The 16008-nt window shown below is 46.9% G+C and carries 17 protein-coding genes; 15 read left to right on the forward strand and 2 right to left on the reverse strand.

What is annotated here, in order from left to right; genetic code table 11:
- The first annotated feature begins 121 nt into the window (after positions 1–121).
- From prfA to HMPREF9443_RS08075, 11 genes are all read left to right on the forward strand, one after another.
- Entirely contained in the window at positions 122–1189 is a 1068-nt protein-coding gene (prfA, locus tag HMPREF9443_RS08025) for a peptide chain release factor 1 (protein ID WP_009146079.1), read from the forward strand.
- A 1-nt stretch (position 1190) separates the two neighbouring features.
- Positions 1191–2114, forward strand: coding sequence for a peptide chain release factor N(5)-glutamine methyltransferase (prmC, locus tag HMPREF9443_RS08030; protein WP_009146080.1), 924 nt, complete (start codon positions 1191–1193; stop codon positions 2112–2114).
- Positions 2077–3183, forward strand: coding sequence for an L-threonylcarbamoyladenylate synthase (locus HMPREF9443_RS08035; RefSeq protein ID WP_009146081.1), 1107 nt, complete (start codon positions 2077–2079; stop codon positions 3181–3183). The genes prmC and HMPREF9443_RS08035 overlap by 38 nt, the downstream gene beginning before the upstream one ends.
- A 50-nt stretch (positions 3184–3233) precedes the next feature.
- On the forward strand, positions 3234–3680 hold the full coding sequence (gene rpiB / locus HMPREF9443_RS08040; protein WP_009146082.1) for a ribose 5-phosphate isomerase B: 447 nt from the start codon (positions 3234–3236) through the stop codon (positions 3678–3680).
- A 69-nt stretch (positions 3681–3749) separates the two neighbouring features.
- Entirely contained in the window at positions 3750–4307 is a 558-nt protein-coding gene (locus HMPREF9443_RS08045; protein ID WP_009146083.1) for a TIGR01440 family protein, read from the forward strand.
- 215 nt (positions 4308–4522) lie between these two features.
- Positions 4523–5773: a serine hydroxymethyltransferase gene (glyA, locus tag HMPREF9443_RS08050; RefSeq protein ID WP_009146084.1), complete on the forward strand. Its 1251-nt coding sequence runs from the start codon at positions 4523–4525 to the stop codon at positions 5771–5773.
- Positions 5774–5834: 61 nt separating this feature from the next.
- Positions 5835–6455: a uracil phosphoribosyltransferase gene (upp, locus tag HMPREF9443_RS08055; protein WP_009146085.1), complete on the forward strand. Its 621-nt coding sequence runs from the start codon at positions 5835–5837 to the stop codon at positions 6453–6455.
- Positions 6456–6461: 6 nt separating this feature from the next.
- Positions 6462–6920: a deoxycytidylate deaminase gene (locus HMPREF9443_RS08060; protein ID WP_009146086.1), complete on the forward strand. Its 459-nt coding sequence runs from the start codon at positions 6462–6464 to the stop codon at positions 6918–6920.
- 119 nt (positions 6921–7039) lie between these two features.
- Positions 7040–8041 carry an energy-coupling factor ABC transporter permease gene (locus tag HMPREF9443_RS08065; RefSeq protein WP_009146087.1) on the forward strand — a complete coding sequence of 334 codons (1002 nt, stop codon included), beginning with the start codon at positions 7040–7042 and terminating at the stop codon, positions 8039–8041.
- Positions 8028–8822: an energy-coupling factor transporter transmembrane component T family protein gene (locus HMPREF9443_RS08070; protein ID WP_009146088.1), complete on the forward strand. Its 795-nt coding sequence runs from the start codon at positions 8028–8030 to the stop codon at positions 8820–8822. Before HMPREF9443_RS08065 ends, HMPREF9443_RS08070 begins: the two co-directional genes overlap by 14 nt.
- Before the next feature lie 18 nt (positions 8823–8840).
- Positions 8841–9596, forward strand: coding sequence for an energy-coupling factor ABC transporter ATP-binding protein (locus tag HMPREF9443_RS08075; RefSeq protein ID WP_009146089.1), 756 nt, complete (start codon positions 8841–8843; stop codon positions 9594–9596).
- Between the two features lie 60 nt (positions 9597–9656).
- On the opposite strand, the gene HMPREF9443_RS08080 is transcribed toward HMPREF9443_RS08075, so the two are convergent.
- A complete protein-coding gene (locus HMPREF9443_RS08080; RefSeq protein ID WP_009146090.1) occupies positions 9657–10262 on the reverse strand; it encodes a DUF3298 and DUF4163 domain-containing protein in 606 nt (201 codons plus the stop codon).
- Positions 10263–10408: 146 nt separating this feature from the next.
- On the opposite strand from HMPREF9443_RS08080, the gene HMPREF9443_RS08085 reads away from it, so the two are divergent.
- Entirely contained in the window at positions 10409–11092 is a 684-nt protein-coding gene (locus HMPREF9443_RS08085) for a DUF554 domain-containing protein (protein WP_040565321.1), read from the forward strand.
- Between the two features lie 308 nt (positions 11093–11400).
- On the opposite strand, the gene HMPREF9443_RS08090 is transcribed toward HMPREF9443_RS08085, so the two are convergent.
- Positions 11401–12846, reverse strand: coding sequence for an ATP-binding protein (locus tag HMPREF9443_RS08090; protein WP_009146093.1), 1446 nt, complete (start codon positions 12844–12846; stop codon positions 11401–11403).
- Between the two features lie 503 nt (positions 12847–13349).
- On the opposite strand from HMPREF9443_RS08090, the gene HMPREF9443_RS08095 reads away from it, so the two are divergent.
- The 3 genes from HMPREF9443_RS08095 (at position 13350) to HMPREF9443_RS10830 (ending at position 15773) form a co-directional block, all read left to right on the forward strand.
- Positions 13350–14579 (forward strand): S-layer homology domain-containing protein, encoded by a 1230-nt coding sequence (locus HMPREF9443_RS08095; protein WP_009146095.1) that lies wholly within the window; start codon positions 13350–13352, stop codon positions 14577–14579.
- Positions 14580–14955: 376 nt separating this feature from the next.
- The gene (locus HMPREF9443_RS08100; protein ID WP_040565322.1) at positions 14956–15507 is read left to right on the forward strand and encodes a hypothetical protein; all 552 of its coding nucleotides are present in this window, start codon (positions 14956–14958) and stop codon (positions 15505–15507) included.
- Between the two features lie 68 nt (positions 15508–15575).
- Positions 15576–15773, forward strand: coding sequence for a hypothetical protein (locus HMPREF9443_RS10830; RefSeq protein WP_148495355.1), 198 nt, complete (start codon positions 15576–15578; stop codon positions 15771–15773).
- Positions 15774–16008: the final 235 nt, after the last annotated feature.

Raw genomic sequence — 16008 nt, forward strand, 5'->3', positions numbered from 1 at the left:
TATTCTGCCTTTAAAATAACGTTATATTGAACACTTCGCTTGTAGGAGAGAATGTTTTCTTAACGAATCACTTTGAATTAAATTTATAAGACTAACATAACACTTGAGAGGAGAATTTCTAATGCTCGACAAATTGCAGGCACTAGAAGACAGATATTTAGACTTAGAGGCAAAAATCAGTGACCCCGAGGTTATTGCCGACCAGACCAACTGGCTGAAGGCTACCAAAGCGCATGCTAAGCTGGAACCGATTGTTACCGCTTACCGTGAATATCGCGATATGATTAAGGCTCGCGATGAGGCAGAGGAGCTGCTCGCAGCAGGCGATGACGAAGAGCTGGTTGAAATGGCAAAAGAAGAGCTGAAGGAGCTCAAACCGCAGATTGAAGAATATGAGGAAAAGCTCACGATTCTTTTGCTGCCTTCCGACCCGAACGATGATAAAAACGTTATCGTGGAAATCCGCGGCGGTGCCGGCGGTGATGAGGCTGCACTTTTTGCCGGTGTTCTCTTCCGTATGTATCTGCGCTATGCAGAAACCCGTGGCTGGCGCGTTGAGGTTATGGATTCCAACCCGACTGAGCTGGGCGGCTTTAAGGAAGTAGTATTCCAGATCAGCGGCGACAGCGTTTACAGCCGTATGAAATTCGAAAGCGGCGTACATCGTGTACAGCGCGTGCCGGAAACAGAATCCCAGGGACGTGTGCACACCTCTACCGTTACCGTGGCTGTACTGCCGGAGGCTGAAGAGGTTGATGTAGAAATCAATCCTGCAGACCTGCGTGTCGATACCTACCGTGCAGGCGGTGCCGGCGGCCAGTACGTAAACAAAACCGAATCTGCAGTGCGTATTACCCACATTCCGACAGGTATTGTGGCACAGTGTCAGGATGAAAAATCTCAGCTGAAGAACCGTGAAAAATGTATGCGTGTATTGCGTGCGCGTATTTTGGAGCAGGCGCAGGAGGAGCAGCGTGCCGCTACTGCCGAGGACCGCAAGAGTCAGGTAGGAACAGGCGACCGCAGCGAGCGTATCCGTACCTACAACTATCCGCAGGGACGCGTTACCGACCACCGCATCGGTCTGACCTTGCATAAGCTGGACAGCATTGTCAACGGTGATCTGGACGAGCTGCTAGGTGCGCTGATTACTGCTAAGCAAAGCGAACAATTACGGCAGGTGAAATAAAATGGATAAGCCGGTTTGGACGATTATGAAAATCTTAAACTGGACTAAGCAGCACTTCGAGGCTAAGGGCGTGGAAAATCCACGCCTTGATGCCGAAGTGCTGCTTTGTGCTGTCTTGAAATGTGAACGCATTAAGCTGTATACCGAGTTTGACAAGCCTCTCAGTGAGGAGGAGCGCGACAAGATGCGCTCTTATGTAGAGCGACGCGCTAAGCATGAGCCGCTGGCCTACATTATCGGCGAGCGTGCCTTTATGCGCAATAACTTTAAGGTTACGCCTGCTACCCTGGTGCCGCGTCCGGAAACGGAGCTGTTGGTGGAAAGCCTGGTGAAGGCAGCGCCGATGCTGCGTGCAGACGGTGCCGTAAAGGCTTTGGATATCGGTACCGGCAGCGGTGCTATCATCGTTTCGCTGCTTGATTATCTGCCTGCTGCCGTAGGCGTGGGCGTGGATATCAGCAACGAGGCCTTGGCGGTGGCGAAGGAAAATGCCGCCGCTATCGGCGTGGATAAGCGTGTGGCCTTCCGCCAAAGCGATTTGTTCAGCAACGTGCCTGTAGAGAAAAAGTTTGACATCATCGTTTCGAATCCGCCGTATATTCCTGCTGCCGATATTGCAACGCTGGCGCAGGATGTACAGCAGGAGCCACGCACTGCGCTTGACGGCGGTGCGGACGGACTTGATTTTTACCGCCGCATCTGTGCCGAGGCTGCGGAGCATCTGGCTGAGGATGGATTGCTGGCGTTTGAAATCGGCATTGACCAAAGCGAAGCGGTGCAAAAGCTGTGTCTGGAGCATGGCTTTGCCAAAACTGCTGTGCGTATGGACTATGCAGGCATACCGCGCATGATTTTTGCTTTAAAAGAAAAAGAGGGTGAGGATAAATATGAAAACATCCTACTGGAAATTACAAAAGAACTCTGATAATCAAGAGATTATGCAGGAGGCAGCGGCATTAATCCGTGCGGGTGAGGTTGTATCATTCCCGACGGAAACAGTTTACGGCCTGGGTGCGGATGGACTGAATCCTGAGGCTGTAGCCAAGATTTTTGCTGCCAAGGGCAGACCTAACGATAATCCGTTGATTCTGCATATCGCTAAAAAGGAAGATATTGCGCAGCTGACTACCTGCCTGAACGCTAATGCAAAAAAGCTTATGGAGCATTTTTGGCCGGGACCGCTGACGCTGATTGTCAATAAATCTGCTATTGTGCCTGACGCTGTAAGCGCAGGACTGGAAACTGTCGCTGTACGCTTCCCATCCAATAAATTCGCCCAGGATTTTATCCGCGCCTGCGGTTGCCCTATTGCGGCGCCGTCGGCCAATATTTCCGGTCGTCCGAGCCCGACGAATGCTCAGGACGTGCTGGAGGATATGCAGGGAAAAATTGCCGGTATGCTTGATGGCGGCAACTGCGGCATCGGGCTGGAATCCACCGTAGTGGATACAACGAGTGCTGTTCCCACTATCCTGCGACCGGGCGGCATTACCTATGAAATGCTGACGGAGGTTATGGGTGCGGTAGAGATTGACCCTGCCCTGCAGGGAGATAAAAACTTTAAGCCCAAGGCTCCGGGAATGAAGTACCGTCATTATGCGCCGAAGGCACCTGTTTACCTGTTTGAAGGCGAAGCTTGCAAATGTTTGCCGCAGGTTATTGCCAAGGCTCTGGCTGAAGGCAAAACCGTCGGCGTGCTGTGCGGACATGAGCTGGAAAGCGAGCTGGCAGAGCTTGTCGAAAAGCAGCAGCTGCAGCTTTCCTGCTGGGGTGACAGCCGTGAACAGCTGGCTGCTGATTTGTTCTACCTGCTGCGTGATTTTGACCGTACCTGTCCGGACGTTATTCTCGCCGAAGGCGTGGAGGAGGACGGCCTGGGACTGGCAATCATGAACCGCCTGCGTAAGGCTGCGGGCTATCAGATTATAACGCTGGAAAACGGCAGCCTGCATTTAAAAAATAATGTAAATTTACCGACATTTATGTTACAATAAAGGTTAAAGATAATCCTGGCATTAAAAAACAGGAGAGGAGAAGATTATTTATGAAAATTGCAATGGCTTGTGATCATGGCGGCTTCCATCTGAAGGAGCATATCAAAAAATATTTAGAGGATAAAGGCATCGAGGTTGTTGACCATGGTACCTACAGCGAAGATTCCGTAGATTATCCCGACTATGCTGCTAAGCTGTGCGAGGATATTACCAGCGGTGCCAGCGGTGCGCAAAAGGGCATCCTGATTTGCGGTACCGGTATCGGTATTTCTATCGCTGCTAATAAATGCAAGGGTATTCGCGCTGCTTTGTGCGGTGATGTTTTCTCCGCTAAAATGAGCCGTGAGCATAACAATGCCAACGTCCTCTGCATGGGCGAGCGTGTTCTGGGCGTAGGTCTGGCAGAAATGATTACCGACGCTTGGCTGGAAACTGAATTTGCCGGTGGTCGTCATGAACGCCGTGTAAATAAAATCATGGATTTGGAAGCAAAATAATCGTCTTTGCGTTGCAGCCTAAACGATTCTTGTGTTTCTGAAAATAAACAGAAAAGAAGTAAAGCAACAATGGAAACAAATATGCAAATAGCTAAGGAGCTGGCAGCAGCTGCTGAAGAGCTCATTAGTATAGCAAAGCCTAAAAAGGGACAGATTTTCGTGCTTGGCTGCAGCACCAGCGAAGTACTCGGCAACAAAATCGGCACCGGCGGCAGCAGTGAAACAGCTGTTGCTATGTTCAAGGCGCTGAAGGCAGTGTGCGATGCACACGAGCTTTATCTTGCCGTACAATGCTGCGAGCATCTCAACCGTTCCTTAGTAGTGGAGGCAGCTACAGCCGAACGCTACAATCTTGAGGAGGTTACCGTGCGTCCGGTGGCTCATGCCGGCGGCGCTATGGCAACTGCTGCCTACGAAAATTTTGCTGAACCTGTAGTAGTAGAAAAGATTTCTGCTCATCTTGGCATTGATATTGGCCAGACGCTCATCGGCATGCATCTCAAACGAGTTGCTGTACCTGTACGCCTGCAATATAAAAAAATTGGCGAAGCAGTGCTGACTGCCGCTAAAACTCGTCCGCCGTTGGTGGGGGGGCCGCGTGCCCAATATCTGGAAAATCGCCCATAAGGCATTATCTGCGTCGTTATCCCTGCTTCGACGTATAGAAATACGCCGTCGGCAGTGACGCCTAGCATTTGAAATCTTATGAACGATTTGTATTTTTCCTATGGTATAAGGCATCATCTGCGTCTTTTAGTAGAGCAGATTTTCTGAGCGCTTATCCGCAGCCTGTGGATAAGACTGGTTGATATTTAATGTTTTATTTTTAGGAGGGACTTAAAATGAATCTGGAAAAACTTAGCGTAGTTGATCCTGAGCTGAAAGGTTACATTGATGCGGAGCTGAACCGCCAACGTGACAAAATCGAACTGATTGCATCCGAAAACATCGTTACTCCCGCAGTAATGGAGGCTATGGGCAGCGTACTGACCAATAAGTATGCTGAAGGCTATCCCGGTCATCGTTATTATGGCGGCTGTGAATATGTTGATAAGGTTGAAACTTTGGCTATTGAACGTGCCAAAAAATTATTCCATGCCGAATATGCTAACGTACAGGCTCACTGCGGTGCCAGCACCAATATGACCGTGTACTTTGCTTTCCTGAAACCCGGCGATACCATCATGGGTATGGACCTGTCCCAAGGCGGTCATCTTAGCCATGGATCCCCGGTAAATATTTCCGGTACCTATTTTAACGTTGTTCATTATGGCGTTAATCCGGAAACCGAGCTGATTGATTATGATGCTATGGACAAGCTGGCTAAAGAACATCATCCGAAACTGATTGTTGCCGGTGCCAGCGCTTATCCGCGGATTATCGATTTCAAACGCATCGCTGATATTGCTCATGCTAACGGCGCTCTGCTGCTGGTTGATATGGCACACATCGCCGGCTTGGTTGCAGCAGGTCTGCATCCGTCTCCGGTTCCGTATGCTGATATCGTAACCACTACCACCCACAAAACTCTGCGCGGTCCTCGCGGCGGTCTGATTCTGACCAACAATGAGGAATATGCCAAGAAAATCAACAAGGCTATTTTCCCCGGCATCCAGGGTGGCCCGCTGATGCACGTTATTGCTGCTAAGGCTGTTGCTTTCGGCGAAGCTCTGAAGCCTGAATTTAGAGAGTACGCAGAAAACATTGTCAAGAATGCCAAGGCTTTTGCCGAAGGTCTGAAGGCTGAAGGCTTCCGTCTGGTTTCCGGCGGTACCGACAACCATCTGATTCTGGTTGATGTACGCAACAAAAACCTGACCGGTAAGGAAGCAGAAAAGCTGCTGGATAATATTGGCATTACCTGCAATAAAAACACTATTCCGTTTGATCCTGCCAGCCCGTTTGTAACCAGCGGCATCCGTTTGGGTACTCCGGCTGCTACTACCCGCGGCTTCAAAGAAGAGGACTTCAAAGAGGTTGCTTATATTATGGGCCTGGTGCTCAATAACCCTGAAGATACTGATAAGCATGCAGAGGCTGCAAAACGTGTTGCTGCACTGTGCGCTAAGTATCCGTTATATACTAATTTATAATTAAGACGACCGATAAAGCTTTATCCGCTTTGTCTTAATAAGAAAAGGAGCGATATATCCAATGCAAATCAATGTAGTAAACCATCCTTTGCTGCAAGCAAAAATGACTATCCTGCGTGACAAGGATACCAAGAGCGTAACCTTCCGCCACATCATCAGTGAGGTTGCAGCGCTGCTGACCTTTGAAACTACCAGAGATTTACCTGTGGAAGAAGTAAAGGTTACCACTCCGCTGTGCGAAACCACCGGCTGTCGTATTAAAGGCAGTGTCACTGTTGTGCCTATCCTGCGTGCAGGCCTGGGCTTTATGGAGGGCGTACTCAGTGTTATTCCCGAAGCCAATGTTGGTCATATCGGCATGAGCCGTAACGAAGAAACTCTGCTGCCGATGGAGTATTACTGCAAGCTGCCTGCGGATATGGACGCTTATACTATTGTTGTTGACCCGATGCTGGCAACCGGCGGCAGTGCTATTGCTGCTATTGACCAGCTCAAAAAGCGTGGTATGAAAAACCTGCGCTTCATGTGCCTCGTTGCTGCTCCCGAAGGTGTAGAAAAACTGAATGCAGCACATCCTGATGTGCCTATCTACACTGTTGTGCTTGATGATCATCTTAATGAGCATGGCTACATCGTGCCGGGCTTGGGCGATGCAGGCGACAGAATTTTTGGTACGGTATAAAAAATTATGGAACGCAAAACAAGACCCGGCTGGGATGATTACTTTATGGAGATTGCCAGAGTAGTCAGCAGCCGTTCAACCTGTATGCGCCGCAGTGTCGGCGCGGTAATCGTCAAAAATAAACAGATTGTAGCGACAGGCTATAACGGTACGCCTAAGGATTTGCCTCACTGTGAGGTTACGGGCTGCCTGCGCGAGCAGCTGCATGTGCCTTCGGGGCAGATGCACGAGCTTTGCCGCGGTATTCATGCGGAGCAGAATGCTGTTGTTCAGGCTGCCTATCATGGTGTGTCTGTCAACGGCGGTACGCTGTACTGTACGCATCAGCCATGTGTGGTCTGCACCAAGATTTTGATTAACGCAGGCATTAAGCGCATTGTTTATGCTAATCCTTATCCGGATAAGCTGGCGGAGGATATGATGGCTGCGTCGGGAATTGAAATCTGCGTGCTGGATAAGAAGTAATTTTTTACAAGCTTTGGAGGACTGTCTCTCGGCAGTCCTCTTTTTTTGCTTGACTTTGGAGCAAGCTCCAATGATATAATTAGTCAACAAGATAAATTTCAGAAAACGGAGTGATATTTATGCATATGGCAGATGCTTTGCTTTCGTCCGCTGTTGCCGGCGGCATGTACGCCTGCTCCTTAGTTGCTGCAGGCTACGCGTTGCGCAAGGTGCAACAGGAGCGCAATGACAAAATTTTACCTGTGATGGGCGTGATGGGAGCATTCGTTTTTGCGGTACAGATGCTTAACTTTACCATACCGGGAACAGGCTCATCGGGCCATTTGTGCGGCGGTATGCTGTTGGCGGCTGTTGTCGGTCCTTACGCTGCTTTTTTGACGATGATCGGCGTGCTGCTGATTCAATGCCTGCTGTTTGCGGACGGCGGTCTGCTGGCGCTGGGCGCTAACATTTGGAATATGGCGTTTTACGGCTGCTTTGTCGGCGGTGGCGTAATTTGGGCGTTGGCGATGCGCAGCGGTATGACACGCACCAAAATTATCATCGCATCGGTTCTTGGCAGTGTACTTTCCTTGCAGCTGGGTGCTTTTTCTGTTTCGGTTGAAACGCTGCTGTCGGGAATTACGCAATTACCCTTTGCTGCTTTTCTGCCGTTTATGCAGCCTATTCATCTGGCAATCGGCTTGGTTGAGGGTGCAATTACCGCAGCGGTTTTGGTATTTTTGTTTGCTGCCCGTCCCTCACTTTTGTGGTGTGCGGAGGAAAGTGAGTCTGCAAGCAGTGTATCTTTGAAAAATGTGCTGACGATTATGGGAGCAGCGGCAGTTGTTCTGGCCGGTGGTCTTTCCCTGCTTGCTTCCGAGCTGCCGGATGGCCTGGAGTGGTCCTTGGAGCGCATGACAGGCAGTACGGAGCTGGAAAGCGCTGACAGCAGCGTTTACGCTTTGAGCGAAGCGGTGCAAAGCGTGACGGCGCTGCTGCCGGATTACAATTTTGCCGGCAGCGAAAGTGCCGCAGGCACTTCCTTTGCCGGTGTTGTGGGTGCGGTAATCGTTATGCTGCTGATTCTGGCCGGCGGCAAAGTATTAAAGAGCTTCCGGGGCAACCATGAACAGGCTTGAGCGTGCCATCTCAGCTATTCACGTTTTAGATGAGCTGGCAGGTAGAAATACGCTCGTTAACAAATTGCATCCTCTGGCGAAGCTTGGCGCTGTGCTGTGCTTTATTCTCACAGTGCTTTCGTTTGATAAGTATGCCTTGAGCGGTGTTGTGGCGATGGGCATTTATCCCGTCTTTTTATATCAGCTGGCAGATTTATCCTTATGCGAAGGCATTAAGCGCTTTAGGACAGTTGCCTTTCTGCTCATAGGTTTAGGCTTGGCCAATGTCTATTTTGATACGGCAGTGTTGCTCAATATAGGCGGCATTGCTGTCAGCGGTGGCTGGGTGTCGCTGTTTGTTTTGCTGCTCAAGGGCTTGTGGAGCTTTTTGGCAGTGTACTTTCTCATTGCGACAACCGGGATGGAGCAAATTTGTTACGCTTTGCAGCTTTTGCATCTGCCTAAGGTGATGAGTGTTGTGCTGCTGCTGACCTATCGCTATCTGATTTTACTTTTGCAGGAGGGCAGCCGTATGAGTGCTGCCTACGCTCTGCGTGCGCCGTACAGTAAGGGGATTGCCTTCAACGCTTGGGGTACGCTGGTGGGACAGCTGCTTTTGCGCAGCATAGACAGAGCGCAGACAGTGTACGAAAGCATGGCACTGCGTGGCTTTGACGGTACGTTTTATCTGCAGCGTGCGGCGGACGGTAAGGGGGCGTTGGCATTTGTGCTGCCGAGCCTTGGCTTTTGCCTTGTGTTCCGCTTGTTGCCGGTGTTTGCGATTTTAGGCAGCTTGCTGTAAGGGAGCGTTGGACAGACGATGGAAGAAAATATTATTGAAATAGAAAATCTGCACTTTGCTTATGCTAAAAAGCATGAACATAAGGACGCTATGGTGCTGCAAAACATCAGCTTCAGTGCCAAGGCAGGCGAACGCATAGGCTTAATCGGTGCCAACGGCGTAGGCAAATCAACACTGCTTAAAATTTTTGTCGGTCTTTTGGAGGCAGAAGATATCGGCAAAGTAAGGCTTTGCGGTCTTGATTTAAACAAAAAGAACCTGCGCGAGCTGCGCAGGCGTATAGGCTATGTCTTTCAGGATTCGGACAGCCAGCTTTTCATGGCAGATATTTACAGTGATGTTGCCTTTGCGGCGCGTAATTGCGGTTATAGCGAGCAGGAGGTGCAGAAACGTGTGACGCAGGCTTTGGCGCAGGTGCATTTGGAGAATTTGGCCAAGCGTCAGATTTATCGCCTGAGCGGAGGTCAGAAAAAGCTGGCGGCGATTGCCGGTATTTTAACGCTTACACCGCAGCTGGTGCTTATGGACGAGCCTTCCGCTGCTTTGGATCCCAAAAACCGCCGTCACCTGATAAATATTTTGCGCAGCCTGCCCTGTGCGCAGCTTATTGCTTCGCACGATCTGGATTTTATCTATGCAGCCTGCGACAGAGTAATTTTGCTGCACGACGGCCAAATTGCCGCTGACGGCACAGTGAAGGATGTATTGCGTAATCAGGAGCTTTTGGAAGCATGTAATCTGGAATTGCCGCTGATGTTCCAAAAGGCAGACTAAAAAAGCACTGCTCACATTTCCTTACGGGAGATGCAGAGCAGTGCTTTAATTCTGTTGCTGTTATTTTACTTTGACATAGGTAACGCCTGCGGCATAGCAGTCAAGCTCGTAGGGCTGGTACATCAGATAAAGATGACCGTCCTCGGTGATGATGTAATCCTTGCTGACTTTAAATTTGTCGATGTTATCAATAAACGGCGCTTCGCTGACAGTCTTTAAATCTGCACCGTAAACAGGCAGCTTCTTGGCCTTGATATCCTGCTTCAGCTGCTCGGCGTCCAGCTTTTCAATGAAGCGGGTGTAGGGAACACGCTTGCCGGTAGTCTTGTCATAAACAATGCCGTGTGTATAGTACATACCATGAGCAGCCTTGTCATAATAGTACCAGGTGTTGAAGGTGAGGCAGACAAACTGGTCGTTTTCGTAAATCAACTCATAATTGCTGCCGACAGCACGCATATCCGGATGGCGCAAATCCTTGCGCGATTTGCTGACCATTTTTTGGATATCGCGGTTCATGCGCTGTGCTGCCTGCGGATTTTCCTGCGTGAAAACAGGATATTTATAGTCAAAGCGGTCGCCTTTGTCGACTTCTGTTTGCTGTGCGGCCGACGCACCCGCTGCTACTGCCATCGCTAAAAATAACGTGAGAAGAGTTTTTTTCATTCGTATTAGCCTCCTTTGTAGGAATTGTATTTGGTACTATAATAGTATAAAATAAAAGGGTATCTGTAAAGATGCCTGAGCGGGGGAAGTGTAAAATCTTTGTAGCCTGCGCAGGAAGTATTTGTAAACTTGAGGGGATTTTGAAAATGTTAGGAACAATCGTTAATGTAAGTGCAATTTTAACCGGCTCTGTAATCGGCAGTTTTCTCAGCAGAGGTGTTAACGAACGCTATAAGACAGCGCTTTTCGACGGCCTTGGTCTGGCAACCGTGGGACTGGGAGCGAACGCCTTTGTCAGCAATATGCCGAAAACAACTTATCCGGTATTATTTATCGCCAGCATCGCCATTGGTACTGTTATAGGAACGTGGCTGGATATCGACGGACGCTTTCACAGGCTTTTGGCAAGCGCCAAGGGTGGCAGCAAGCTGGCGGAAGGACTTTCAACCGCTATTTTGCTGTTCTGCATCGGCACACTTTCTATTTTAGGACCGATTGAAAGCAGGCTCAACGGCAACAATACTTATCTGTATACCAACGCGACGCTTGATTTTGTTTCGTCGATTATTCTTGGCTCGGCCTATGGCATCGGCATTGCAGCTGCAGCCTTGGTGCTGCTTTTGTGGCAGGGGAGCATTTATCTTTTCGCCGGCGTGATTGCGCCTTATATGACACCGGCGCTGATGGGAGAAATTTCTGTTTTGGGCGGCATTTTTCTGATGAGCAGCGGCTTGGGAATTTTACAGCTGCGTGACTGCAAAACGCTGAATATGCTGCCGGCGCTTATTGTACCGCCGATTTTTTACGCGCTGATGGCAGCGGTACGATGATTTTTTAGAGTTCATCAAAACGATGCAAAGTTCACAGATTATCCATTGACTAATCAGTCAGTTCGCCTTATAATAAGCTCATCAGTTAGCAATCCCACTGACTGATACATAATACCCCTTTTCTTTTTATACATCCTTTCACAACATCAACCCTCTGAAAGCAGCAGTGCCGAACGCATGGCACTGCTGCTTTTTTTTATTTATGCGGAGAAAAGCACAGCACAAGCAAAATTGAAAGTATACTTACGATTTTTGGCGAATTTCCGGAAGTATACTTTCAATTTTTCGGGAATTTTCGAAAGTATACTTTAAAAAGAGGCAATGTTATTCTTTTCTGCCAAGCTTAAAAGGTAGCAGAAGGCGTAGGCCGGGATGCGCAAAAGCTGCTTGCCGTCAGGTGTGTCATGTACACCATAATCGTCCTGGCGCTTAGTAATAATTATGCCAAGCTCGGCTTTGCCTGCAAGGGTACAGATAGCGTCATTGTTGCTGATGGGTGCTTGCTCACGATATTTTACTTCAATCAAAATATCTTTATTAGCAGGATATTCAGCAACGACATCTATTTCCTTTTCCGAACCGGCAGCACGATAATAGCCTACGCTGGTAGCCTTGCGATAACAGAAGGTTTTAACATGCTTATAAATAGTTGTTTCTACAATTTTACCCATTTCTGCAGCATTTGTGAGCAGGTCATCATTCATTAGCACGGCATTACGTATAGCTGCATCAGCAATATAGATTTTCGGCTTGCTTTTAAGAATTTTTTTGCCTTCGATATGGACAGGATTACTGATGTAGATTAAATTAGCACTTTCCAGGTAGCGGACATAATTTTCCACAGTAGGGCGTGATACACCATTCAGTTCTTTGGCAATGCTGTCGTAGGAAACGATTTCAGAGGAAACATTGCACAGGTAGAGAAAGATGCGCTCCAATTCCAGGGGATTACGGATATTATACAAGGCAGGTAAATCTCGCTTTAAAACCTTGTCTACAATGTCTTCACGCATAATCTGCTGCGCAAAAAAATCATCCTCAGCTAAAGCAAGCTCCGGGAAGCCACCAACAAGAAGATAGCGGTTAAAGTGCAGTCGGAGGCTTTCTAATTTGAGCATAATATTGGTACGCTCGGCCTGAGTCATCGACAGCAGCTGCGAAAGCAACAGATTTTTGGGAAGATTTGTGATACTGATGCCGATAAGTGAACAATATTCATAAAAAGAAAGCGTTGGTACCTGAATTACAGACCAGCGGCCGGCACCACTTTCGGTGCTGCCCTTTACCAGAGCCGGGCTTGCAGAACCGGTTGCGATAACCTTGCTTTCAGGTTGTGTGTCGTAGATGATTTTTAACCAACCGGGCCAATCAGCAGCATATTGGATTTCATCAAAAAAGTAATAAACATCTTTATCAGGATGAATATTTTCGTGATAGCATTCTAATATGGCATCCATGCTGCTTAATTTTAAAATAGGATGATCTAGGGAGATAAAAACGATTTGCTCAGGCGCAACACCCTGCTTCAGCAAATTATCGATAACCTGATATATAATGGTTGTTTTACCGACACGTCTGGCACCGGAAAGAATGACGTTGCGACGTATAGTGGTATGAGAAATTTTTTCCAGTGTTTCATAATAGGAAATTCGTTTGTAGCTTTTGAGAAATGCAGGGGCTACTGCACCAGTTTTCCACCAAGGGTTGAAGCCTGCAAGGACTTTTAAAATATTTTCTTGCTTAATAATAGCCATAATATCACCGCCTTACAATTCTATTATAAACCACTCAAAAGCACAGCACAAGCAAAATTGAAAGTATACTTACTATTTTTGGCGAATTTCCGAAAGTATACTTTCAATTTTTCGGGGATTTTCGCAAGTATACTTTAAAACGCGTTAAAAATGACTTTGGCAAGTGTTTTACTCCAGCGCAGGCAGGCCAGTGCAAGGCGCTGTCTCAACATCGCAAACATTCTTAATAGGAATAAATATTATTCTGTTAAAAATTTTCTGAAAAAATCTCTTGACTAGGTACTTATCCGCCATTATAATATAAGTATGATTTAGATTAGAGTAAATCGTAAATAGAGTTACTCCAATCTATAATTTCACCCCTTGATTATGAAATCCTTGACACAGGCGAAGCTCGTGCATGGTAGAGGAAACAAGGCAACTCTTACCGGACTTGCAGGCGGGAACTTGCGAAGGATTTTGTAATAAATAAAAATCTCTTAAGATAAGAGGAGGAAATTACAATGAAAAAATCCTTAGTACTCGCAATGGCAATGGCTCTTGGTGTAACCGCTTCCGCTTACGCTGCTAACCCGTTCTCTGACGTTCCTGCTGGCCACTGGGCTTATGACAGCATCAACAAACTGGCTGCTGCTGGCGTAATCGAAGGCTACGGCGACTCCACCTTCGGTGGCGACAAGCTGATGACCCGTTATGAAATGGCTCAAATCGTTGCTAAAGCAATGGCAAAAGGCGCTAACGTTGACAAACTGGCTGCTGAATTCGCTGACGAGCTGGATAACCTGGGCGTTCGCGTTGCTAACCTGGAGAAAAAAGCTGACAACGTAAAGATCACCGGTGAAATGCGTTATCACTATGTAGAACATGACGGTGTTGACAAAGATGGTAAGGATTTTAGCTACGCAACTCAACTGCGTTCCCGTATTTGGGTAAATGGTCAAATCAATGATGACTGGAAATATACCGGCATGATTGAAAATATCCAAGATTTGAAAAATAATACTGGCGATGAAACCACCAAATTCCAACGTGCTTATGTAAACGGCAAACTCGGTGGTTTGGCTGTTCAAGCTGGTCGTTACCATGCAAAATGGTCTGAAGGCAATGTTTATGATAACCGTGTTGACGGTGTTCAAGTTGCTTATGGCAAGGACGTTAAACTGGTAGCTGGCTATGCTAAAGCTGCTAATAAAGATGGTATTTCTACTTCTACTTCTACTGGCAATAATGCAAAAGACACTTACTATGCTGAGCTGTCCGGCAAGGTTGAAAATCTGTCCTTGGCTGCTGGCTACTACAAATTTGAAGACGTAAAAGAAAAAGCAGGCGTTGACGATACCATTTGGACTGTTGCTGCTAACTATGCATTCGACAAGAACTTCAAACTGGGTGCTATGTATCTGAATGGCGATAAAGATAAGTATAATGGTGATGATGACGGCTTCGTAGTAACTGCTTCCTATAAAGGTGCTAAAGCTGCTAAAGCTGGTTCTTGGGGCTTAGTTGCTAAATACTATGACCAAGGTGCTTCCACCTATATCGACCACACCATGAATGGTCTTGCTGATAATGATCTGTTCAACACCACTGAAGGCTTCAAAGGCTACAGCGTAGCTGCTAACTACACCTTTGCTAAGAACATCGTTGGCCAGGTTGAATGGTATGATTTGGATCAAAAAGAAGGCAACAAAGACGCTCAAACTCTGTGGTCTCAAGTTGTATTCACTTTCTAATTCCAACCATATACAACAACTTAACATTTAACACGCGCGTATAAGAAGACGGCCGCCCGCATGGGCGGTCGTTTTTTGCGTGGGTGGGTAGGTTGTTGAAAATAGGGTTTTAGTTAACAAGTGAAATAAAAACTGAAATAACAAGTGAAATTTTTCAGCTATTATTTTAGTTGTTGCGAAGAACTGAATTTTTGCAAGGAAAATGTGAAATACAACTGAAAAATTAGTATAACAACTGAAGAATATTTCAGAAAAAAGTTTTACTCACAATGACTACCAAGTCAGAAAATTTTAAGCAAATACTGTATTTTTTCCTGAATTTATGCTAGAATATACCTATATTCTGCATTACATAAATGCGTCTGGAGGAATAAGAATGAAAAAAGTTTTACGTTATTTATTGATGACCGTTATGGCTATCTGCTTCAGCATCCCCTGCTTTGGTGCAGCTGAAGCTGCAAGTGTTGCTCTGCTGCCTTTGATCAACAACGTTGAAGGCGGAGACGAACTGGCAAATCAGGTTTTCTACAAAAACGCTCTGGCTGTTCTGAACAGCAAAAAAGGCTTTGTAGTAGTAGAAAACGACAAGCTGACCGCTGTTATTGATGCTGCTAAGGTTGGCAACAAGGTTCCCAGTGCTGCAACTTTGGAAAAAATTGCTAAAGATGGCGATGTTGACATCGTTATCGCTGTTCAGCTGGACAAGCTGGATGACAAAGCTATCGATTCCAGCGAAGAGCGCAAACTGCAAATCGACCTGCAAGGCTATGCAGTTGCTTACAACAAGCTCACCGGTAAAGCTTACGAGCATCGCATTTACAGCGACAAAACAATCCCTGAAGCTCTGACCAGCCGTTGGGATTGGACTCATGAAGAATTTGGCCGTGCAGTACGCATCGAAGTAGACCGTGCTCTGCGTGTTAAATAATTCCTAGCTTAATTTTAGTTTAAACACCCAGCCGCTTCTGTAAATTTTGCAGAGGCGGTTTTTGTGTTGTGAAAAAATACTTGAAAAGAAAAGCTTACATATCAATGATTGTTTGCGAAGTAGAATCTCTTTATTTACATGAATTAAGAAAAATTTGTGAAGCACTTGTAGAGTTATTAAAAAAGTGGTACAATAGAGTCATGAAAAATTTGCTTATGCTAACTGCTGAGGGCAGCGAAAAACGCAGACTGCAAGGAGTATGGTAGAGGAAACAAGGCAACTCTTACTGAAAGATGCGGCGAGCCGAGTATCAAAGCCAAGGCTAAGAAGCGTAGCAGAATTTTTCAAATGTATTTTCCTAAAGGAGGAAATTAAAATGAAAAAATCTTTAGTATTAGCTATGGCTATGGCTCTGGGCGTAACTGCTTCCGCATACGCTGCTAACCCGTTCTCTGATGTTCCTGCTGGTCACTGGGCTTATGACAGCATCAACAAACTGGC

This window comes from Phascolarctobacterium succinatutens YIT 12067, assembly GCF_000188175.1.
Lineage (GTDB): Bacteria > Bacillota > Negativicutes > Acidaminococcales > Acidaminococcaceae > Phascolarctobacterium_A > Phascolarctobacterium_A succinatutens.

Excerpts from the sequence above, each read along its gene's own strand:
- prfA (WP_009146079.1), top strand. The coding sequence starts at position 122 with ATGCTCGACAAATTGCAGGCACTAGAAGACAGATATTTAGACTTAGAG.
- prmC (WP_009146080.1), top strand. The coding sequence starts at position 1,191 with ATGGATAAGCCGGTTTGGACGATTATGAAAATCTTAAACTGGACTAAG.
- HMPREF9443_RS08035 (WP_009146081.1), top strand. The coding sequence starts at position 2,077 with ATGAAAACATCCTACTGGAAATTACAAAAGAACTCTGATAATCAAGAG.
- rpiB (WP_009146082.1), top strand. The coding sequence starts at position 3,234 with ATGAAAATTGCAATGGCTTGTGATCATGGCGGCTTCCATCTGAAGGAG.
- HMPREF9443_RS08045 (WP_009146083.1), top strand. The coding sequence starts at position 3,750 with ATGGAAACAAATATGCAAATAGCTAAGGAGCTGGCAGCAGCTGCTGAA.
- glyA (WP_009146084.1), top strand. The coding sequence starts at position 4,523 with ATGAATCTGGAAAAACTTAGCGTAGTTGATCCTGAGCTGAAAGGTTAC.
- upp (WP_009146085.1), top strand. The coding sequence starts at position 5,835 with ATGCAAATCAATGTAGTAAACCATCCTTTGCTGCAAGCAAAAATGACT.
- HMPREF9443_RS08060 (WP_009146086.1), top strand. The coding sequence starts at position 6,462 with ATGGAACGCAAAACAAGACCCGGCTGGGATGATTACTTTATGGAGATT.
- HMPREF9443_RS08065 (WP_009146087.1), top strand. The coding sequence starts at position 7,040 with ATGCATATGGCAGATGCTTTGCTTTCGTCCGCTGTTGCCGGCGGCATG.
- HMPREF9443_RS08070 (WP_009146088.1), top strand. The coding sequence starts at position 8,028 with ATGAACAGGCTTGAGCGTGCCATCTCAGCTATTCACGTTTTAGATGAG.
- HMPREF9443_RS08075 (WP_009146089.1), top strand. The coding sequence starts at position 8,841 with ATGGAAGAAAATATTATTGAAATAGAAAATCTGCACTTTGCTTATGCT.
- HMPREF9443_RS08080 (WP_009146090.1), bottom strand. The coding sequence starts at position 10,262 with ATGAAAAAAACTCTTCTCACGTTATTTTTAGCGATGGCAGTAGCAGCG.
- HMPREF9443_RS08085 (WP_040565321.1), top strand. The coding sequence starts at position 10,409 with ATGTTAGGAACAATCGTTAATGTAAGTGCAATTTTAACCGGCTCTGTA.
- HMPREF9443_RS08090 (WP_009146093.1), bottom strand. The coding sequence starts at position 12,846 with ATGGCTATTATTAAGCAAGAAAATATTTTAAAAGTCCTTGCAGGCTTC.
- HMPREF9443_RS08095 (WP_009146095.1), top strand. The coding sequence starts at position 13,350 with ATGAAAAAATCCTTAGTACTCGCAATGGCAATGGCTCTTGGTGTAACC.
- HMPREF9443_RS08100 (WP_040565322.1), top strand. The coding sequence starts at position 14,956 with ATGAAAAAAGTTTTACGTTATTTATTGATGACCGTTATGGCTATCTGC.